The sequence below is a fragment of the Streptomyces sp. YKOK-I1 genome (genome assembly GCF_054660435.1).
Genome location: NZ_BAAGDR010000001.1, coordinates 7,678,923 through 7,698,493 on the forward strand (window position 1 = coordinate 7,678,923; position 19,571 = coordinate 7,698,493).

Genomic DNA, 19,571 nt, shown 5'->3' on the forward strand with positions numbered 1-19,571 from the left:
GCCCCCCGCGCCCTTGGAATGCCGTAGGGGAGTGCGTGGTCCTGCCGTGGCAGGTCCCTGGCCCGGCCCCTCCGGACCGTCGTTCCGGGACGTCGTTCCGGGGCGCGCTCGATCCACCACACGCGCTCGACGTCGGACGTTCTCCGTTTTCGCAGCCGTTTACGATGGATCAGGCTCGCCTCGGTCGGACCACGGCCGCAGTGATCCGGCGACGCACCGGCTGCCGTGCCGCCGGGAGGATCTGACGTGGGAGACTGCATGACGAGCGGCGGTTCCGGAGCCGGACTCCTCGACAGGCGGGACGAGCGTCGGGCCCTCGACGACCTGCTGGCGGGCGCCAGGGAAGGGCGCAGCGGAGTCCTGGTCCTGCGCGGTGAGGCGGGGATCGGGAAGACCGAGCTGCTGAAGTACCTGCGAGGGCGTGCCACCGGATGCCGTACCGTCAGCGCGGCCGGCGTCCAGTCCGAGATGGAGCTCTCCTACGCCGGTCTGCACCAGCTCTGCGCGCCCCTGCTGTCGAGACTCGACAACCTCCCGGAACCGCAGCGCGACGCACTGCGCACGGCGTTCGGGCTGCACGGCGGAGCCACGCCCGACCGGTTCCTGGTGGGTCTGGCCACGCTGAGCCTCCTCTCGGACGCCGGCGGGAGCGAGCCGCTGGTCTGCGTGATCGACGACGCCCAATGGCTGGACCACGTCTCGGCACAGACCCTGGAGTTCGTCGCCCGCAGGCTGCTCGCGGAATCAGTCGTGCTCGCCGTCGCCGTGCGCGAGCCGACCACCGGAGAGAGGTTCACCGGCCTCCCCGAACTGCGCGTGACCGGACTGTTCGAGGACGACTCCCGGAAGCTCCTCGCCTCGGTCGTCACCGGCCCGCTCGACCGCAGGGTGCGTGACCGCATCGTCGCGGAGACCCGCGGCAATCCACTTGCCCTGCTCGAACTGCCGCACGTGCTCACCGCGTTGGACCCCGCGGGCGGCTTCGGACGCCCCGGCGCGGGGACCGTGTCGAACCGGCTGGAGCAGGACTTTCTCCGCCGCGTCCAGGCACTCCCGGCCGAGACGCGACGCCTCCTGTTCATCGCCGCCGCCGAACCGGTCGGCGATGTGACGCTGCTCAGGCGCGCAGCCGAGCAGCTGGGAATCGCCGTGGACGCGGCTGCGGCGGACGCCGAGGCGTCGGGACTGATCACCCTCGGCACCTGGGCGCGCTTCCGTCACCCCCTGGTGCGTTCGGCGGCCTATCGGGCGGCAGACCCGGACGACCTGCGCGAGGTGCACAGAGCTCTGGCGGAGGTGACCGACGCCCGGCTCGATCCGGACCGTCGGGCATGGCACCTGGCGCGTGCCACGCTGGGGCCCGACGAGGCGGTGGCCGCCGAGCTGGTGCGTTCGGCGGACCGGGCGCAGGCGCGGGGCGGAATCGCCGCGGCGGCGGCCTTCCTCGACCGGGCCGCCCAGCTGACGCCCGACCCCGCGCGCCGTGGAGCCAGGGCGCTGGCAGCGGCACACGCCAAATACCAGGCCGGCGCCTTCGACGCCGCGCGGGAACTGGCGGGCGCGGCCGAACTGGGCCCCCTCGACGCCCTGGGAGCCGCACGGTCGACCCTGCTGCGCGGTCGGATCATGGCCGCGTCCAACAGCGCCGGGGCCGGCCTGCCGCTGCTGCTCGAAGCGGCCCGGCGGCTGGAACCGCTCGACGCCGGACTCGCCCGTGAGACGTACCGGGACGCGATCTACGCGGCCCTCACCGCTGGCCGGCTGCCGCAGGGCAAGGGGATCCTCGAAGTGGCCCAGGCCATTCTCGCGGCGCCCACACCCGCCGAACCGACCCGCGACGATCTCCTGCTGGACGGCCAGGCGCTGCTGACCACTCAGGGCTACGCCGTGGGCACACCGATGCTGCGCCAGGCACTGGCCGCGTTCCGCGCCGACGCGATCCCCCCGAAAGAAGCGCTCGGCTGGCTCCCGCTCGCATGCCGCCTGGCCCACAGCACGTGGGACTTCGAGAGCTGGTCCGTGCTCTCGGCACGGCTGGTCGACCTCGCACGGGAGACGGGAGCCCTGTCGGTGCTGCCGTCGGCGCTCCTGCTCCGTCTGTCGAACCGGGTCTTCGCCGGTGATCTCGCCGGTGCCGGCTCCCTGGTCGCGGAGGCGACGGCGATCGGCGAGGCGACCGGCAGCAGCTTCTTCGCCCACTACAGCGCGCTGGTCGTCGAGCCCTGGAAGGGCAGGGAGGCCACGACCCAGCGAGCGATCGACGCGGTCACCCAGGACCTCCTCCTGCGCGGGGAGGGGAAGGTGGAGACCGCCACGCAGTGGGCCGCGGCGGTGCTCTACAACGGCCTCGGCAGGTACGCGGAGGCGTATACGGCCGCCCTGCGCGGCTGCGAGAACCCGCAGGAACTCGGTCTCTCCCTCCAGTCCACGGTCGAGCTGGTCGAGGCTTCCGTACGCCTGGGAAGACCCGCGGACGCGGCCGGGGCGGTGCGCAGGATCAGCGACATGGCGCAGGCCGCCGGGGGCACCGAGTGGGCGCTGGGCACCGCGGCCGGCGTCCGGGCGCTGGTGAGCGAGGGGCAGGTCGCCGACGATCTGTACCGGGAGGCGATCGAACGGCTGGGTGGCGCGGGGGTGCGGATGGACCTCGCCCGGACCCATCTGCTGTACGGGGAATGGCTGCGCCGCGAGAACCGCCGGGCCGATGCCCGTGCTCAGCTGGGCATCGCGCACGACATGCTCACCCACATCGGAGCCGGGGCGTTCGCCGAACGCGCGCGCCGCGAACTTCAGGCGACGGGAGCGAGAGTCCGCAGACATCCCGCCGCGACGCAGACGGCCCTCACCCCTCAGGAGGAGCAGATCGCCCGCCTGGTCCGGGACGGTCTCACGAACCCCGAGATCGGCGCCCAGCTGTTCATCAGCCCCCACACCGTGGAATGGCATCTGCGCAAGGTGTTCTCGAAGCTCGGCATCACCTCCCGAAAGGAGATCCGCACCATCCGTCTCGCAGGCGAGGCGGCGCCGGCCTAGGCCCTGTCGTCACATTCCCGCCTGCCCCGCGGGCGACGGCGGGAATGTGACGACAGGGCCTAGGCGTGGTCGTCCGCGCGCTCGATGTGCGTCTTCCGGTATTCCCGCGCGGTCGGCTTGGCGATCTGCGCACCTTCCCCGTAAAGGATCTCACTGATCCGGGAACGCAGCTGCCGGGAAAGGCCGGCACCCGGACCGATCGGCTTGTACTGCTCGTGCTGGGTGAGGACGTGGAGTCGTTCCTGGCTGAGTGGCTCGTGCACCTCGACGAATTCACCGTCGGGCGTACGCTCGATGATTCCGGTCTCACGTCCGTGCAGTACCTTGTCGCGGTCACCGCGCTGGAGGGCGAGCGCCAGTCGTTTCGTCAGCACGTACGTCGCGAGAGGAACGACGAAGAGGCCGATGCGGACCGCCCACGTCACCGACTCGACCGGAACATGGAAACGGATGGCGATGATGTCGTTGGCGGCGCCGATCACGGCCACCAGATAGAAACCGAGCCATGCGACACCGAGTGCCGTTCGCACAGGACGGTTGCGGGGCCGGTCCAGAAGATTCTGTTCACGTGTGTCACGGGTCGCCCAGGACTCGATGAACGGATACGCGCCCAGGGCCAGGAAGAGACCGACGCCCACCGTCAACGGAATCAGGTTGTCGAGCGCCAGGGTGTGACCCCAGAAGTCGACCTCCCAGCCCGGCATCACCCGGAGCAGTCCGTCCGCCACGCCCATGTACCAGTCGGGCTGCGATCCCGCCGACACCTGGTCGGCACGGTAAGGCCCGTACTTCCAGACGGGGTTGATCTGAGCGACCGAGGCCATGACGAAGACGGCACCGCTCACCGAAAGGAAATACCCGGCTGACTTGATGACGCGTACCTTGGCCGGGACTCCCACGACGTTGCCGTTGGTGCGTCCACGGCCCGGGTACTGGGTGTGCCGGTGGTGGAACATCAGGGCCAGATGGGCGGTCAGCAGTCCCACCATGAGGCCGGGGATGACCAGTACATGGAGGGTGTTGAAGCGCGCCACCAGCTCATTGCCGGGGAACTCGCCTCCGAAGAGGAACATCGAGAGGTACGTTCCGACGATCGGAACGGAGAGGATCGTTCCGTTCACCACGGCGAGTCCGGTCCCGGAGAGCAGGTCGTCGGGGAGGTCGTATCCCGTCAGCCCGGCGAACATGGCGAGGATCAACAGCAGGAATCCGACCACCCAGTTGAGCTCGCGCGGTGTGCGGAACGCGCCGGTGAAGAACACCCGCATCAGGTGGGCGAGCAGGGCGGCGACAAGGACCAACGCCGCCCAGTGATGGGCCTGCCGGATCAGCAGACCGCCGCGGACGTCGAAGGATATGCGCAGGGTCGAGTCGAAAGCCTCCGACACCATCTGGCCGCGTAGTGGTGCGTAACTTCCGCTGTACTGCACCTCCTTCATCGACGGATGGAAGTAGAAGGTCAGATACACGCCCGTGACGATGAGAACGACGAAGCTGTAGAGACAGATCTCCCCCAGCATGAAGGACCAGTGGTCCGGAAAGACCCGTCGTGCCTTTTCTCCGACCAGCCGGCGGACTCCCAGGCGTCCGTCGGCCCAGTCGGCGACTCGTTCGCCCCGCTTCATTTCACTGCCACCCGGGTCTCGGTTCCTCGCATCGCACGGCGTTCGCCTTCTGTCGTTCCGCCCCAGATGCCGTCCACCCGTCCCACCCGCACCGCCCAGTCGAGGCACCGCTCCGCGACGGGACAACGGCTGCACACGGCCTTGGCCTCGTCGATCTGCCGGAGCGTGGGACCGCAGTTGGATACGGGGAAGAAAAGTTCGGGGTCTACCTGCAGGCAAGCGGCCCGTTCACGCCAGTGCATGGCATGGTCACCTCGTTCGGCATTCAGGGGAGAAGAAGTGCGGCGTCGTCCGGTAAGACCGGGCAGCGGCCGTATGTGTGACACGCGGCCGCGGCGGGCCCGTGTCACAAGCTCCGGGAGTTGCCGGTCTCAAGGGGTGAGCCGACGCCCCTGCCGCGTGCGGGGCCGCGCGAGCGAGAGAGCGAGGATGCCCTATGGACCAGAGCGATGCGCTGCCGATCGACGAGCTGTGGGAGGAGCGGCGCTTCCTGCTCGATGTCGCCCACTGGACGCTGGGCGACCCGGGCGCGGCGGAAAGCGTCGTGGACGAGGCATATCGCCGGTGGTACGAGCTGCCCGACGCGGCGCGCCGGCAGATCACCGTCCCCCGGTCCTGGCTGGCGAAGACCGTGGGCGGGATGTGCCTGGACCGGCTCTCACAGCCCGGCCGGGGAGCGGCCGGCCCCGAGGACCGGCACAGGGCGCGGCCGTCGGAGGTGGAGGAGGAGGCCGGTCGGGTCGTGCTGAACGCGCTGGAGTCGCTGCCGACCGCCGAGCGCGCGGCGTTCGTGTTCCGTGCCTTCGGGATGGCCCCGGGCACGGCCGCCGACATCGTCGGCCGCACGGAGCCGGAACTCGCCGAACTCGCCGAACGCGCCCGACGGCGGCTGCAGTTGCGGCGCACCCGCTCCACGACACCACGGCAGCATGACGCCGTCGCCCGCGCCGTGCTCCAGGCGTGCGTCAACGAGAACGGCGAGCTGCTCACGTCGTTGCTCTGCTCGGACGCGACGGCGTTCTTCGACGGTGGTGGCAAGGTACGGTCGTTGACCGGACCGGTCCACGGCGATCGGCCGGTCGCCGACAGCCTGTTGACACTCCTGGCCCGAAGCCCGCACACCACCTTGAGCACCCATTCCGTCAACGGCCGGACCGGCCTCGTCGCCCGCTACGGCCGCCGGGTCGCCGCCGTCATCAGCCTCGACGTCGCGGACGACCGGGTCGCCCAGGTCTGGGTCATGCTCAACCCCGACAAGCTGCGGTCCTGGAACCGGCCCCGCACCGAGGGTGGCGCCGGCTCGGACGAGAGCCCCTGAGAACAAGGAGGAGGCCGTGCCGCAGCCGTCACACACCGTCCGCCACCGCGCCCGGGGACAACCCGGAACGGGAGCGCGAATCGAGAAACGCGGCGATCTTGCTCGGCGAGAACACCCACAGCACCTGGTGAATGCCGTGCTCCGAGGCGGCCGTGGTCATGAAGGCGATGACCCGGCCGTCCCGGTGGACCAGCACGCCCGTGGAGCCGTTGGCGGCGACCAGCTCGGGTACCGCCTCCCGCCACAGGCGCCGATAGGCCGAGAGCCTGGCCACCCGGGCACGACCCAGTACAGGTACCCGGGCACAGCCCCGCATGCCGTTGCCGTCCGAGAGGCTGACGGCATCCGGCGCGAGCAGGGCTTCCAGCGACGCCAGGTCTCCCGTCCTGGCCGCTGAGACGAAGGCGACCAGAAGGCGCCGGTGCTCAGCCGCGTCCACGGCCTCCCGCCGCTCGTCCGACAGGTGCCGACGCGCACGGCTGACGATCTTCCGCACATGGGCGAGGCTGAGTTCGAGCATGTCGGCGATCTCGGCGTAGGCGTAGTCGAACGCCTCGCGCAGTACGTAGGCGGCGCGCTCGACGGGAGTCAGTCTCTCCAGCACCAGCAGGAGCGCCAGCTCCACTGCCTCCGCGCGCTCGGCACCGACCTCGGGGTCCGCACTCGTGTCGACGGGTTCCGGCAGCCACGGTCCGATGTACGTCTCCCGACGTACGCGTGCCGACTGCGCGACGTTGATGGCCAGGCGAGCCGTGGCGCTGGACAGGAAGGCCGCAGGACTCAGCACCACCGAGCGGTCGGTTTTCTGCCAGCGCAGCCATGCCTCCTGGACGACGTCCTCGGCCTCGACCGTGCTGCCGAGGATGCGGTAGGCGATCCCGAACAGCCGTCCGCGGTGGTGGACGAAGACGGCGACAGCGTCCTCGAGATCGTCAGGTGTGGTGAGGGTCGGTTCGGCATACATGATCCACTGGCCTCCGTTGCTCCGGTTCATCCGCTGCATGGACCGCGATCGGCGGGCGCTTGTGACAGAAATGGACGACGCGCATGCACGGCCCCGCAAATCCCACTGTTCGAGACACTGAGATGCTCTGTCTGACACTCGAAGCACTGCATATGATGTCGACAAGGGTGAGGAGGGGAGAACGCATGGTCTCCGCGAGCCGTACGGCACACAGCATCGAGGTCACCGCCGAGGGTCTTCAGGAGGAACTGGCCCGGCTGCAGTTCCAGAAGCAGGCGCTGGAAAGGGAGTTGGCGGCGGTCGTGGCGCATCTCGGCTCGGTACGGCTGGCCCTGCGCGCTCTGGAGAGCGCGCTGGCCACTCCGTCGGCCGCCCTTCAGGTGGATGAGCACACCGTGCCCGGCGCGGCACCGGCGGATACCGGCCCAGATGCGGACAAACAGTACGGAAAGCTGACCGAGCAGATCATGGCGTACTTCGCCGAGGTCGGTGACGTCGAGGTACGGGCCCGTGAGGTCGCGGCGGCGCTCGGCCGTGACGCCGACAGCGGCAGCATCAACGCGGTCCGCAGCACACTCGATCGCCTCGTCGCCTCCTCCCGCATCCAGCGCGCGGGCAGGGGCCTGTACCGCACCGGACGCGCCTAGGCCCTGTCGTCACATTCCCGCCTGCCCCGCGGCGTCATGCACGCACTCTCGGCGCACCGGGCCCTGACCCGAGTACGTCCAGTACGCGAGTCAGGGCCCGGCACGCCGAGAGCACGCACCTGACGCCGCGGGGCCGCCCTTCGGGCGACGGCGGGAATGTGACGACAGGTCCTGGCGCACGGCGGTCACCGGGACGATCCCAGGATCACCACGACGCACACGATCATCGCCAGCGTGATCAGGGCCATCCCGGTGAGTGTTCCTCGCAGCCAGTGCCGGATCCGCACGTGGTGTTGCGCTTCCACCGCGTCCACGCGCTCGGCGATGTGATCGGTCACCAGGCGGGCGACGTGCTTCTGCTCGGCGACGTACCACTGCTCGATGTCCCGCTTCTGCTCGGGGGTGAGTCCCTCCACGCGCGCGGTGAAGGCCGCCACACGGCGGTACATCGCTCCCGTGTGAGCCTCCCGGTACAGGAAGCCCTCGATGCCGGGCAGGCCCCGGGCGGCCTCCTCGCGTGCGGTCACGGCGTACCCCCAAGGGAAACGAGAACCCCACATGGTCATGTCGTGCTGCCTTCCTTCGCACGGTCGGCTCCCGGCGTCCGCCCCCGCCCACCGGCGACGAACGCGTCCCGCGGGTGCTGGACGGAGGCGAGAGACACGAGATCCCGGCCCGTCAGGGCCGCGGTGAGCCAGACCGTCAGAACGCGGATCTTCCGCTCCCAGCTGGGCACCGCGAGCACGTGATAGCCCCGGTGCATCAGCCACGCGGGGAATCCCTTGATGACGACACCCTTGTACTGGAAGATTCCCTTCCCCAGCCCCAGCGTCGCCACCACGCCCAGGCTGTTGTGGCGGTAGTCGCGGACCCGCCGCCCCCGCAGGTCCGCCAGGAGGTTCCTGGCGAGACGTCTGCCCTGTCGCACGGCGTGCTGGGCGTTCGGCACCGTGCGCGCGCCGGGCACCGGCGAGGCCAGGTCGGGGATGGACGCGTCGTCGCCGGCGGCCCACACGTCCGGCACGGGTTCTTCGGCGGTGCCCACCCGCAGATCGGCCCGGGCCAGCAGCAGACCGCGCTCGTCGAGCGGCAGGTCCGTGTGGTTGCGCACGACCGGGTTCGCGGCGTTGCCGGCGGCCCAGACGAGCAGCGTGCAGTCGTACTCCTGCCCGTCGGAGAGGACGACGTGGCCGTCCTCGGCGGACAGCAGCTGGGTGTTGAGATGGACGTGTGCGCCGCGGCGTTCCAGGTGGTGCACCACCCACGCACCCGGCCTGCCGCTCACCTCCGGCAGGATGCGGCCACGGGCCTCGACCAGGTGGAAGGACAGGTCGTCGAAGCTCAGTTCCGGATAGGACCCGAGCATCGCGGTCGCGAGCGACAGCAGCTCTCCGAAGCCCTCGACGCCGGAGAACCCGCCTCCCACGAACGTGACGGTGAGCAGCTTGCGCCGCTCGGGGCCGGGCGGCATGGACGCGGCCTGGTCGAACGCGGTCATCAGCCGGTCACGGATCGCCACGGCCTCCTCCACGTGCTTGAGACCGATGGCCTGCTGTGCGAGCCCGGGAACGGGGAAGGTGCGGGTGACCGCGCCGGCCGTGACCACGAGAATGTCGTAGCGCAGCTCGTAGACGTCTCCGCGCACCGGGCGGACGGTCACCGTACGGTTCGTGCTGCTGATCGCGGTCACCGTGCCCGAGATCAGCCGGGTGCCGCGCAGATGCCGCCGCAGTGACACGACGGCGTGACGTGCCTCCACCGAACCGGCCGCCACCTCCGGCAGGAAGGGCTGATAGGTCATGTACGGGCGCGGGTCGACGACCGTGACCCGAGCCTCGCCCGGACGCAGCTTCCTCTGCAGGCCCCAGGCGGTGTAGAAGCCCGCGTAGCCGCCGCCGACGATCAGGATCTCTCGCATGACTTCCTCTGCTTGTTGTCCGTCACCCTGTAGACCGCGCGGGCCGGGCCGATGTGACATGTGCCGACGGCTCAGACCGTGGAGGTGGGTGCCTGCTCGGCCTTCTCGCCCGCGGCCGATCCGTCCGCGGCCACGGCGTTCACCGCTTGGTGGATCTCCACGGTGAGCGTGTGGACGAGTTCCGTGAGTTGCGTGTTGTGACGCAGTTCGAGCTCCTGCGCCGCGTAGTCGTGATCGGCCTTCTTGCGGGTGAACTCGGCCTGTCGGTTCTGGCCGATCATCACGAACGCGGACAGGAAGATGGCCTCGAGCGAGACGATCAGGGTGAGCGTCGGCCACGGGCTCTTCTCCACCCGGATCATCCACACCGCGAACAGGACCACGTGGAGGTAGACGAACCACATCGACCCGGCGAACCGGGTGATCCAGTCGGCGATCCGCAACTGGACGTCTTCGGCGCGCTCCTTCTGCACCTCCAGGGAGACAGGGTGCCTGCGCGTCGGGGACGGGGTCCGCGATCTCGTCCGGCGCCCGGCCGTCCGGCCCGGACGCCCCCTATCGCAGCGACTCACCGGGGTTGCCCAGGAGGTGGTGCACGGCTCCGTCCACGTCCAGGTGGCGTTCCTCGGCACCGGTGGGCACCACCGCGAAGGTGTGCCGCAGGAAGGACCCCAGGGCTCGTGCCGAGGCGGTCACGACGACCGCCTCCTGCTTCGGCCACGGGCACAGCGCGATGTGCACCCGGTCCGCCTCCGGGCTCCTGCAGGGCCAGATCCGGACGTCGCCGACGCCGGTGAGCCTTTCCAGCCCGTCGAGGAGGAGATCGCGGCCGACCACCCAGCGCACGGTCGCGTCGGTGCACCGGTGGAACGTCAGGGACACCGCGTAGGGATCGGTCCTGTCGTAGGACAGATCGAGCACCATGGGCCGGTCCACCCCTTCGGCGACGACCAGGCGGACCAGCATCCGGCACACCACCGGAGAGCAGCTGTCGGGTTCTCTCATCACATCACCGCTCGGTAAATCGGTGGGATCAAGGGGGAAAGCGGGGCACACGGTGTGCTGCGTCCTGTGCCCCTCGTGTGATTCAGCGACATCACGATTCTGAGAGGCCCCCAAGGGCTCGCACCATCAGTCAAATGACCCGTACGTCGCCGCGCAGTCACGTGACTGATGTTTCTCCTCGCCCACCGGTGCACGGTGAGCCCAAGCCTTCCCACCGCGCAGAGGGGGGAAGGAGGGCACCGACGTACGGAGTACCCATGGCACTCGGCTCGCGCCTCGAACGGCCGCCCCGGACCCCGGTCGGTGTGCGGCCCCCTGTGGTGGTGGGACGCGGACGGCAGCTCCGGGAGGTCATGGCGCTGCTCGGACAGGGCACGGCCGCGGGGCGCCCTCTGCTGCTGTCCGGCGAGCCGGGCGTGGGCAAGAGCGTGCTGCTCGGTGAGGTCACCAAGGCCATGTCCGAGGCGGGTGCCCAGGTGCTGTCGGCCGTCGGCGTCCGGTGCGAGGCCGGACTCGCCTACGCCGGTCTCCACCAGTTGCTGCTGCCGCTGAACGACCGGATACAGCGCCTGGAAGACCCGCAGCGGAGGGTTCTGCGCAGTGCGCTGGGCTACGGCGGCGATCCGGTGCCCGACGGGCTCCATGTCTGTGACGCGGTGGTCTCGCTGCTGCGCCGGGCGGCGACCGAGCGCCCCGTGTTCGTCGTCGTCGACGACCTCGCCCGTTTCGACCGGGCCAGCTCGGCGGTGCTCCGCTCCCTCGCCCGTCGGTCGGCCGGCGGTCCGGTCGGATTCCTCGCCGCCTGCAGATCGGGAGCCGAGACCTTCTTCGAGCGGGCCGGACTCCCCGCGTACGAGCTGCCGCCGCTGGACCGCGACGCGGCGGCGGAACTGCTCAGGGTCCGATTCCCGGGGCTGGCCGCACCGGCGCGGGAGCGCGTCCTGGCGCAGGCGCAGGGCAACCCGCTGGCGCTCGTGGAGCTGTCCGCCGCGCTGAGCGGCCCCCAGCACGACGCGCCGGCCGATCTGCCCGACGTACTGCCTCTCTCCGCCCGACTGCGCAGCCGCCATGCTTCGCGCGTGGCCCGGCTTCCGGCCGCATCGCGCCGGCTCCTGTTGCTCCTCGCCCTCGACGGCACCGGAGATCCGGGGGTCCTGTGTGCCGGTTCGGACGACCCGAAGGTCCTCGCGACCCTGTCAGCGGCGGCATCGGAGCGCCTGATCACCTTCGACGGCGCGAACCGCCGGGTCGCCTTCCGGCATCCGCTGATGAGGGCCGCGGTCGTGGAGGCCAGCACCCTGACCGAGCGCTGCCAGGCCCATCGCGCGCTCGCCGAGATCCGCGCGGAGGCACCCGAGCGGCGGGCCTGGCACCTCGGCCGGGCGACCCTGGTCCCCGACGAGCGGGTCGCCGCCCTGCTGGAGGAGGCCGGGCATCGCGCCGCCCGCCGAGGTGACGCCACATCGGCGGTCGCCACCTTCACCAGGGCCGCCGAGCTGAGCGCCCGTCCCGCGGACCGCGCACGCCGCCTGGTCCGGGCCGCCCACCTCGGCGCCGACGCCACCGGTGAGCCGCGCGTGGCGTCGGAGCTGCTCGACCGCGCCCGCCGCACGGACACCGACCCCATCGGGTCTCCGCTCACCGCCGCCACGGGGGCCCTCCTCCTGCTCAACGGCGACGACGGCGACATCGACATGGCCCACCGCCTCCTGGTGGAGGCCGTCGAGACCGGCAGCCACGGGTACGACGCCGAGGACGACGCCCTCATCGAGGCACTGCACCTGCTGCAGCTGGTGTGCTGGTCCGGTGGCCGCGAGGCCCTGTGGCAACCCTTCCGCGCGGCCCTCGACCGTCTGGAGCCGACTGCGCCGCCGCTGCTCTCCGCCTGCGGCAGGACGTGGGCGGACCTCACCGGCGCCGCCGGCCGCAAGGAACTCGACTCGGTCCTGGCCGGTGTCCGCAAGGAGGAGGACCCGGGGCGGCTCGTCCGCGTCGGCATGGCCTCCGTCCTCCCCGATCGGCTCACGGAACTGCGGGACGTCTCCTGGGAGGCGGTCCGCCGCGGACGCCGGGGCGGCCACGTACGCCGGTACATCGACGCGCTCATGCACCTGTGCCTGCAGGATTTCCCGGCCGGGCGATGGGAGGAGACCGGGGCACTGGCCGCCGAGGGACTGAGCGTCTGCGCGGATCGCCGGTACCCGTTCTTCTCCTGGTTCTTCGCCTACCACCAGGCCCTGCTCGCCGCCGTCCACGGGCGCTTCGACGAAAGCCGCAGTACGGCCGACCGGATCACGCAGTGGGCCATGCCGCGCGGGGTTCTGACGGCGGTGGCCTTCGCCGACCACGCCCGCGTCCTCGCCGAACTCGGCGCGGGCGACTACGAGTGCGCGTACCGCCATGCCGTGGCGATCGCTCCCGCGGGCCGACTCGCACCCCACGCTCCGCACGCGCTGTGGTCCTGCATGGACCTGGTGGAGGCGGCGGTGCACACCCGGCGCACTGCGGAGGCGACGGCACACGTACGTGCGCTGCGCAAAGCCGGTGTCGCGGCGCTCTCCCCGCGGCTGGCGCTGCTGGTGGCGGGCTCGGCCGCCCTGGTCGCCCCTGACGACGGCGTGGTCGGACGGTTCGAGCGGGCGCTCGCCGCCGCGGCGGCGCAGGACCTGCCCTTCGAACGGGCGCGGATCCGGCTGGCCTACGGGGAGCGGCTGAGGCGTATGCGTTCCGTCACCGAGGCCCGAGCCCAACTGGACGCGGCGGTCGAGGTGTTCGAGCAGCTGGGAGCGCGGCCATGGGCCGACCGGGCCGCGGGCGAGCTCCGTGCCACCCACCGGTCCCGTACCGGAGCGCCGCAAGGTTCCGTGACCCTCACCGCGCAGGAGCAGGAGATCGCCGTACTCGCCGCCTCCGGGCTGACCAACAAGCAGATCGGCGAACGTCTCCACCTTTCGCCCCGCACCGTGGGTACGCATCTCTACCAGCTGTTCCCGAGGCTCGGCATCACCTCACGCGCGGCGCTCAGGGACGCGCTCGCGTCTCTTCCTGTACGGCCAGGGCCTCACCGAGGGTCACCCGCGAGGTGATGCCGAGCTTCGGGAAGATCCGGTGGAGATGGGCCGCCACGGTTCGATGGGAGAGGAACAGACGTTCGCCGATCTGTTTGTTGGTCAGCCCGGCGGCGGCGAGTACGGCGATCTGGTGTTCCTGCTCCGTGAGCGGGCTGGTCCCCAGGCCCTGAAGGGCCCCACGGGTGGCGGTACGGCCGGTGGCCCGCAGTTCCTCGGCCGCTCGCGCGGCCCATGGGGCGGCCCCGAGACGGCGGAAGGTCCTGAGGGCGGCGACGAGGTGTGTCCGGGCGTCCTCGACGGCCCGTGCGCGCCGCAGATGCCGCGCGTAGGCCAGGCGGACCCGGGCGAGGTCGAAGGGCCAGCGCTCGGCACCGGGAACGGCGAGCGCCTCCTCGAAGGCGTCGGCGGCCCGGTCCTCGGGGGCGGCGATCGCGGCCGATCCGGCGGTGACCAGCGCCAGGCGGCCGGAGATGCCGGGCAGGCCCGTCTGCCGCATCGCGGCGACATGGGCGCGCGCCTCGGCCCGGCGGCCGCTGCGGACGGCGGCTTCCACGAGGTCCAGGGGAACCCACAGTGCCAGCGGGGCATGGGGGGCGAGCACGCCTGAAGGACTGATCGCCGATGCCTCCCGGTAGGCCACCTCGTGCTCGCCTCGTGCCAGGGCGGCCAGCGCCGTCATGTGCCGCGCGAAGTGCTCGACGGTCCGGGCGCCTCGGGGCACGGCCCACTCCGTGATCCCCTGTGCCAGCTTCCGCACCGTGCCGTCGTCGCCCCGCGCCGCGGCCAGCAGACCCTGGGCCCGGTGGAACTGCTGGGTCAGCATCTGATAGCCGTGGGCCTCGCACAGCGCGAGCCCCTCCTCGGCGAGACGGCCGCACTCGTCCCACCGGCCCGTCATGAAGTCGTCCAGGCACAGCACCACCAGCGCGAGGAGGGCCGAGGTGACCGCGCCGCCTCCACGCCCGTCCTCGACGACGCGCCGAAGCGCCGCACGGCACCCCGTCGCGCGGTCCACGAAGAGTGCCGCCATCGCGACCCGTTCGATCCGGCTCGGGTCCGTCTCCCGGTAAAGGTCCTGGATCACCGCGTCGAGCAGGCCGAGGACCGCCGGGGAGGAGCGCGCCGGGTCGGAGTAGACGCCGCCGAGGAGCTCCTGGAGGGGAGGCATCGGCACGGTCAGCTGCGCCAGGGCGGCGTGATACGCGTCCCAGAGCTCCGGTCTGCCCGCGCACAGACACACTCTGCGCAGGGTGCACAGCGCCTCGAAGAGCGCCTCGTCGTCGCCTTCGGACCGGCCGTCGCGGGTCGTGATCGCACCGACGAGCAGCCGGTGCGCGGTGTTGACGTCACCGTCGCGGTTGAGCAGCACCTGTGAGGCGGCCGCTGCCGCCCGCAGCGACCCCCTCAGTTCGGGGTCGGCACGCCGGGCCTCCACGAGCAGTTCGGCCGCGGTGCGCAGTTCGCCGGCGACGTCGGCGCCCACGAAGGCGGCTTCGGCCAGTCGTCTGCCCCGGTCCGCGGGGCCCGGAGTGAGGTCCGCGGACCGTACCAGCGCGTTGAACGCGCCGACGGCGTCGCCACGGCGTCGGACCCGGTGGGCGGTGTGCTCCAGGAGCGCCGCGACCTGCTCGTCCGGATCGGCCGTGGCCTCCGCCAGGTGCCAGGCCCGGCGATCGGGTTCACCGGCCAGCGCCTCGGCCAGAGCCCGGTGGGCGTCCAGACGCCGACCGCTGGTCGCGCCCGACACGACGGTCGCGCGGATCAGCGGATGGAGGAAGGACAGCCGACCCAGCCCTCGGTGCTCGATCCGCAGCAACTGCGCTCGCTCCGCGGGGGCGAGAAGGGACAGCACGTCCTCGCCGGGGGCGGCGGCCCGCAGTACCGACAGGTCGCCGCCGCCCTCCAGCGCGGCCAGGAGCAGCAGCCGACGGGTCGGGGCCGGCATCTCCGCGACCCGGGAGGAATACAGGTCCTGCAGCCGACGGCTGAGCGGGAGCACCTCGGACAGCACCACGCCCGCGCTGCCTCGCGACTCGCCGAGCGCGGCCGGAAGTTCCAGCAGCGCCAGCGGGTTGCCCCGGGCCTGCGCCAGGACCCGCCGCAGCTCACGCCCGGCGAGCAGCGGGAACCGGGAACCGACCAGGTCGGCCGCCGCGCCGTCGTCCAGCGGGGACAGGGCGAGCTCGGGGAGCCCCGCGTGCTCGAAGAAACTCTCGAACCCCGGACGGCAGGCGGCGAGAAGGCCCGCCCGGCTCCCGGTCAGCCGCCGGGCGACGAACGCGAGCGCCGCGGCGCTCGCCCTGTCGACCCACTGCAGGTCGTCGATGACCAGCAGAACCGGACGGCTGCGTGCGGCCCGGCGGAGCAGCGCCAGGACGGCCCCGTAGAGGATCAGCCGATCCACCGGGGCACCGTCACGCGTGCCCAGCGCCACGGTCAGGGCCTCGCGGTGCACCGGGTCGAGCCCGTCGCACTCGTGCAGCAACGGTTCGAGTACGTGGTGGAGTCCGGCGAAGCTCAGATCCGCGAGGAACTCGACCCCGTCGGAGCGCAGGACCAGCGCACCGGCCGTCGCCGCCGCCGTCGCCGCGGCATCCAGGAGCACGGATTTGCCGACCCCCGGCTCCCCGGACACCACCAGCACCCCACCGCGCCCGAGCACCTGGTCGACGTACGACCGCAGCAGCTCCAGCTCCCGGTCCCGTCCCACCAGCCCCTCGGTCGTGCCACGGGGCACCCACCCGTCACCGGCCACAGAGGCCCCCTTCGAGTTCCCACCGGACGGCGCCTTCGGTGACGTAGCCGAAACACGGTCCCGAGTGCCGGTATCGATTCCTTGTCCAACACCGTGTGACACCTCCGGTCGATCCGACGTGCTCCACGAAGAAGACAAGGCGCGGTCCGGATATGTGACACAGCGAGCGACGCCGGCTGACCGCAGTCGAATGACTCATGCAACTCGCCTCCGGAACAAGGAAGCTGAGCCCGTAGCCGGACCGACGGCGAGTCACCGCCTTCACACGGAATCACCCACGTGAGGAATCACACCATGTCTCTCGGTCTTGAACAGAACGGCGGGCTGACCGTCGGCGTGGATCTCGGCGGCACGAAGATCGCCGCAGGGGCGGTCGACCCCGCCGGGGAGGTCGTCTCCCGAGTGCGCATCCCCACTCCGCACGAACCGGAACGGATCGCCGGGGCGATCGCCGAGGCGGTCCAGCGGGTCCGCGGAGGCCGGGACGACGTCCGGGCGGTCGGCGTCGGAGCCGCCGGATACGTGGACGCGGACCGCTCGACGGTGCGCTTCGCGCCCAACCTGGGCTGGCACGACAAGGAGATCCGGGACATCGTCCAGCAGGCCACCGGGCTTCCGGTCGTCGTCGAGAACGACGCGAACGCCGCCGCATGGGGCGAGTTCGTCCACGGAGCCGGTGCCGGACACGACGACATGCTCATGGTCATGGCGGGCACCGGCCTGGGCGGCGGCATCATCAGCAGGGGCCGGCTCTTCCGCGGACGCTTCGGCATGGCGGGGGAGATCGGCCACTACCGGGCGGTCCCCGACGGGCTCCCGTGCACCTGCGGTCAGCGCGGCTGCATGGAGCAGTACGCGAGCGGGGCGGCCCACACGCGCCGCGCCCGTGAGATGGCGGCCGCCGATCCGGCGCGGGCCGCGGCGGTGCTCGCGCTGGGCGACGGCACCCCCGAGGGCCTTCACGGGCACCATGTGACCGAGGCCGCCCTCAGCGGCGACCCCTTCTCCCTGGAGGTGTTCGCGCAGTCCGGCCGCTGGCTGGGGCAGACCCTCGCCGACCTCGCCTCCATCCTCGACCCGTCCGTCCTCGTCATCGGCGGCGGCCTCGGCGACACCGGCGAGCTGATCAGGCGTCCGGCCGAGATCTCCTACCGCCGGGCCCTCGGTGGCGGCGAGCACCGCGTCTTCGCCGAGGTCCGTACCGCCACCGCCGGATCGGACGCCGGCCTCATCGGCGCGGCGAACCTGGCCCGCCTCCACGAACTGCTCTCCGCCCCGGCAGCCGGTCTCTGAGCGGTGGCGCGCCCGCCGACCGGCGCGAGAAAGGCGGTGTCCGGTCGCCGGGCCGTCGCCATCCCGATCCACGTCCTCTACGACCGGTACGCCCGCCTGACGGGAAGCTCCCGTCCGCGCTGGTGCGCACCCGGTCCTGCGAAGGAGCCCCTCTCCATGACCGCGAACGCCTCTTCCGCGGGGCAGACCCACTCCAGGGCCGCGCTCCGCCCGGCCAACCTCCGGCGCGTCACCTCCGTCTCGGCGGCCGCGTCGATCGGCGGCTTCCTGTTCGGCTACGACAGCGCCGTCATCAACGGAGCCGTCACCGGGATCCAGCACCGATTCGACGTCACCTCCAGCCAGACGGGCACCATCGTCGCCTCCGCCCTGCTGGGTTCCGCCTTCGGAGCCGCCGTCGCCGGGCGTCTGGCCGACCGCATCGGCCGTCGGCGTGTGATGCACCTCGCCGCGGTTCTCTTCGCGATCAGCGCACTCGGCTCGTCCATGCCCTTCTCCGTCTGGGACCTCGGTGCCTGGCGCGTCGTCGGCGGCATGGCGATCGGCCTCGCCTCGCTGATCGGGCCCACCTACATCGCCGAGGTCGCGCCCCCCGACCATCGAGGGCGGCTGGCCTCGTTCCAGCAGGCGGCCATCGTGCTCGGCATCACCGCCTCCCAGCTCGTCAACTGGGGCATCGCCCAAGGAGCCGACGGCAGGAGCGAGAACTCGCTGGGAGCGCTGCACGCCTGGCAGTGGATGCTCATGGCCGCCGTCGTACCGGCGCTCACCTACCTGTTCCTCACCCTGCGCATCCCGGAGTCGCCGCACTACCTCGTCGCGACGGGCCGGGAGACCCGGGCTCTCGCCGTACTGCGCGACCTGCAGGGCACGGACACGGGCGCCGAGGAGCGGGTCGCCGAGATCCAGCACGCTCTGCGGACCGACCACAAGCCGCGGGTACGGGATCTGCTCGACGCGCGTTTCGGGTTGCTGCCGATCGTGTGGGCCGGCATCGGGCTGGCCGTCTTCCAGCAGCTCGTCGGCATCAACGTCATCTTCTACTACTCGTCGCTGCTGTGGCAGTCGGTGGGCATCGACCAGGCCGACTCCCTGCTGATCAGCCTGTCCACGTCGATCGTCAACATCGTCGGAACCGTCGTGGCGATGCTCCTGATCGACCGGGTCGGCCGCAAACCGCTCGCGCTGACCGGTTCGGCCGGCATGGCCGTGTCGCTGGCCTTCGCGTCCTGGGCGTTCTCGTACAGGACGGGCAGCGGCGGCAGTCTGTCCATTCCGGACGCGCAGGGCGCGGTGGCGCTGGTCGCCGCCCACGCCTTCGTGTTCTTCTTCGCGGTCTCCTGGGGCGTGGTGCTCTGGGTGATGGTCGGCGAGATGTTCCCACTGAGGATCCGCGCCGCCGCGATGTCGGTCGCGACCGCCGCCAACTGGATCGCCAACTGGGCCGTCACCGAGAGCTTCCCCCGCATGTCGGACTGGAATCTGTCGTCCACCTACGCCCTCTACGCGGGCTTCGCCGTGCTCTCGTTCGCCTTCGTCGCCCTGCGGGTGCGCGAGACCAACGGCAGGAAGCTGGAGGAGATGGGATGACAGCGTCGTACACCCCCGGGACGAACAACCGGGAGCCCGTCGGTTCGGCCGCAGCGGCCTGCCGGGGTGCCGACATCGAGACCTTCTACCCCGCTCCGGGCGATCTCGCGACCGTCCGGCAGGCACTGACGCTCTGCGATCGGTGCCTGGTGCGGACTCCGTGCCGCCGGTACGCCCTCGACCATCGGGAGCGGTACGGGATCTGGGGCGGACTGACCGAGGAGACCCGGGAGACGCTCATCCGCATCGGGCCGGGTGGGGCCGCCGTACCGACGGTGTGAGCGCGCCCGGGGTGTGAAGGGCGACGGCTAGTGCCGCGGCAGGCAACGTTTGCCCGTCAAGGAGCGGCGTC

General features: G+C 71.4%; 15 protein-coding genes. 7 read left to right on the forward strand and 8 right to left on the reverse strand.

The annotated features are described in order from the left end of the window. Positions 1-258 precede the first annotated feature (258 nt). The gene (locus ACYQ8Q_RS34260; protein WP_460070497.1) at positions 259-3,033 is read left to right on the forward strand and encodes an ATP-binding protein; all 2,775 of its coding nucleotides are present in this window, start codon (positions 259-261) and stop codon (positions 3,031-3,033) included. Positions 3,034-3,092: 59 nt separating this feature from the next. On the opposite strand, the gene qcrB is transcribed toward ACYQ8Q_RS34260, so the two are convergent. Together qcrB and ACYQ8Q_RS34270 are read right to left on the reverse strand one after the other, a co-directional pair. Further along, positions 3,093-4,658 (reverse strand): cytochrome bc1 complex cytochrome b subunit, encoded by a 1,566-nt coding sequence (qcrB, locus tag ACYQ8Q_RS34265; RefSeq protein WP_460070498.1) that lies wholly within the window; start codon positions 4,656-4,658, stop codon positions 3,093-3,095. Then, the gene (locus ACYQ8Q_RS34270; protein ID WP_460070499.1) at positions 4,655-4,900 is read right to left on the reverse strand and encodes a WhiB family transcriptional regulator; all 246 of its coding nucleotides are present in this window, start codon (positions 4,898-4,900) and stop codon (positions 4,655-4,657) included. The genes qcrB and ACYQ8Q_RS34270 overlap by 4 nt, the downstream gene beginning before the upstream one ends. Positions 4,901-5,094: 194 nt before the next feature. On the opposite strand from ACYQ8Q_RS34270, the gene ACYQ8Q_RS34275 reads away from it, so the two are divergent. Continuing rightward, a complete protein-coding gene (locus tag ACYQ8Q_RS34275) occupies positions 5,095-5,976 on the forward strand; it encodes a sigma-70 family RNA polymerase sigma factor family protein (RefSeq protein WP_460070500.1) in 882 nt (293 codons plus the stop codon). 28 nt (positions 5,977-6,004) lie between these two features. Here ACYQ8Q_RS34275 and ACYQ8Q_RS34280 read toward each other — a convergent pair whose 3' ends face one another. Next, positions 6,005-6,940, reverse strand: coding sequence for a sigma-70 family RNA polymerase sigma factor (locus ACYQ8Q_RS34280; RefSeq protein ID WP_460070501.1), 936 nt, complete (start codon positions 6,938-6,940; stop codon positions 6,005-6,007). 185 nt (positions 6,941-7,125) lie between these two features. Here ACYQ8Q_RS34280 and ACYQ8Q_RS34285 point away from each other — a divergent pair, with 185 nt between their 5' ends. After that, positions 7,126-7,587, forward strand: coding sequence for a hypothetical protein (locus ACYQ8Q_RS34285; RefSeq protein ID WP_460070502.1), 462 nt, complete (start codon positions 7,126-7,128; stop codon positions 7,585-7,587). Between the two features lie 185 nt (positions 7,588-7,772). On the opposite strand, the gene ACYQ8Q_RS34290 is transcribed toward ACYQ8Q_RS34285, so the two are convergent. From ACYQ8Q_RS34290 to ACYQ8Q_RS34305, 4 genes are all read right to left on the reverse strand, one after another. After that, positions 7,773-8,114 (reverse strand): hypothetical protein, encoded by a 342-nt coding sequence (locus tag ACYQ8Q_RS34290; protein ID WP_460070503.1) that lies wholly within the window; start codon positions 8,112-8,114, stop codon positions 7,773-7,775. A 35-nt stretch (positions 8,115-8,149) separates the two neighbouring features. Further along, entirely contained in the window at positions 8,150-9,505 is a 1,356-nt protein-coding gene (locus ACYQ8Q_RS34295) for an NAD(P)/FAD-dependent oxidoreductase (RefSeq protein ID WP_460070504.1), read from the reverse strand. Positions 9,506-9,576: 71 nt separating this feature from the next. Beyond that, the gene (locus ACYQ8Q_RS34300) at positions 9,577-9,978 is read right to left on the reverse strand and encodes a DUF1003 domain-containing protein (RefSeq protein WP_460070505.1); all 402 of its coding nucleotides are present in this window, start codon (positions 9,976-9,978) and stop codon (positions 9,577-9,579) included. Between the two features lie 82 nt (positions 9,979-10,060). Continuing rightward, positions 10,061-10,510: an SsgA family sporulation/cell division regulator gene (locus ACYQ8Q_RS34305; protein ID WP_460070506.1), complete on the reverse strand. Its 450-nt coding sequence runs from the start codon at positions 10,508-10,510 to the stop codon at positions 10,061-10,063. Positions 10,511-10,767: 257 nt separating this feature from the next. On the opposite strand from ACYQ8Q_RS34305, the gene ACYQ8Q_RS34310 reads away from it, so the two are divergent. Continuing rightward, positions 10,768-13,596 (forward strand): ATP-binding protein, encoded by a 2,829-nt coding sequence (locus tag ACYQ8Q_RS34310; RefSeq protein WP_460070507.1) that lies wholly within the window; start codon positions 10,768-10,770, stop codon positions 13,594-13,596. On the opposite strand, the gene ACYQ8Q_RS34315 is transcribed toward ACYQ8Q_RS34310, so the two are convergent. Beyond that, entirely contained in the window at positions 13,532-16,318 is a 2,787-nt protein-coding gene (locus ACYQ8Q_RS34315) for an ATP-binding protein (RefSeq protein WP_460070508.1), read from the reverse strand. The two genes, ACYQ8Q_RS34310 and ACYQ8Q_RS34315, sit on opposite strands and share 65 nt — an antisense overlap. Before the next feature lie 312 nt (positions 16,319-16,630). On the opposite strand from ACYQ8Q_RS34315, the gene ACYQ8Q_RS34320 reads away from it, so the two are divergent. The 3 genes from ACYQ8Q_RS34320 to ACYQ8Q_RS34330 all read left to right on the forward strand — a co-directional run bounded on the left by ACYQ8Q_RS34320 (position 16,631) and on the right by ACYQ8Q_RS34330 (position 19,500). Beyond that, on the forward strand, positions 16,631-17,629 hold the full coding sequence (locus ACYQ8Q_RS34320) for an ROK family glucokinase (protein ID WP_460070509.1): 999 nt from the start codon (positions 16,631-16,633) through the stop codon (positions 17,627-17,629). Between the two features lie 156 nt (positions 17,630-17,785). Then, entirely contained in the window at positions 17,786-19,219 is a 1,434-nt protein-coding gene (locus ACYQ8Q_RS34325; RefSeq protein ID WP_460070510.1) for a sugar porter family MFS transporter, read from the forward strand. Beyond that, a complete protein-coding gene (locus ACYQ8Q_RS34330) occupies positions 19,216-19,500 on the forward strand; it encodes a WhiB family transcriptional regulator (RefSeq protein WP_460070511.1) in 285 nt (94 codons plus the stop codon). The genes ACYQ8Q_RS34325 and ACYQ8Q_RS34330 overlap by 4 nt, the downstream gene beginning before the upstream one ends. Positions 19,501-19,571: the final 71 nt, after the last annotated feature.

Coding starts and splice junctions, on each gene's coding strand:
- ACYQ8Q_RS34260 (WP_460070497.1), top strand. CDS start 259: ATGACGAGCGGCGGTTCCGGAGCCGGACTCCTCGACAGGCGGGACGAG.
- qcrB (WP_460070498.1), bottom strand. CDS start 4,658: ATGAAGCGGGGCGAACGAGTCGCCGACTGGGCCGACGGACGCCTGGGA.
- ACYQ8Q_RS34270 (WP_460070499.1), bottom strand. CDS start 4,900: ATGCACTGGCGTGAACGGGCCGCTTGCCTGCAGGTAGACCCCGAACTT.
- ACYQ8Q_RS34275 (WP_460070500.1), top strand. CDS start 5,095: ATGGACCAGAGCGATGCGCTGCCGATCGACGAGCTGTGGGAGGAGCGG.
- ACYQ8Q_RS34280 (WP_460070501.1), bottom strand. CDS start 6,940: ATGTATGCCGAACCGACCCTCACCACACCTGACGATCTCGAGGACGCT.
- ACYQ8Q_RS34285 (WP_460070502.1), top strand. CDS start 7,126: ATGGTCTCCGCGAGCCGTACGGCACACAGCATCGAGGTCACCGCCGAG.
- ACYQ8Q_RS34295 (WP_460070504.1), bottom strand. CDS start 9,505: ATGCGAGAGATCCTGATCGTCGGCGGCGGCTACGCGGGCTTCTACACC.
- ACYQ8Q_RS34305 (WP_460070506.1), bottom strand. CDS start 10,510: ATGAGAGAACCCGACAGCTGCTCTCCGGTGGTGTGCCGGATGCTGGTC.
- ACYQ8Q_RS34310 (WP_460070507.1), top strand. CDS start 10,768: ATGGCACTCGGCTCGCGCCTCGAACGGCCGCCCCGGACCCCGGTCGGT.
- ACYQ8Q_RS34320 (WP_460070509.1), top strand. CDS start 16,631: ATGTCTCTCGGTCTTGAACAGAACGGCGGGCTGACCGTCGGCGTGGAT.
- ACYQ8Q_RS34325 (WP_460070510.1), top strand. CDS start 17,786: ATGACCGCGAACGCCTCTTCCGCGGGGCAGACCCACTCCAGGGCCGCG.
- ACYQ8Q_RS34330 (WP_460070511.1), top strand. CDS start 19,216: ATGACAGCGTCGTACACCCCCGGGACGAACAACCGGGAGCCCGTCGGT.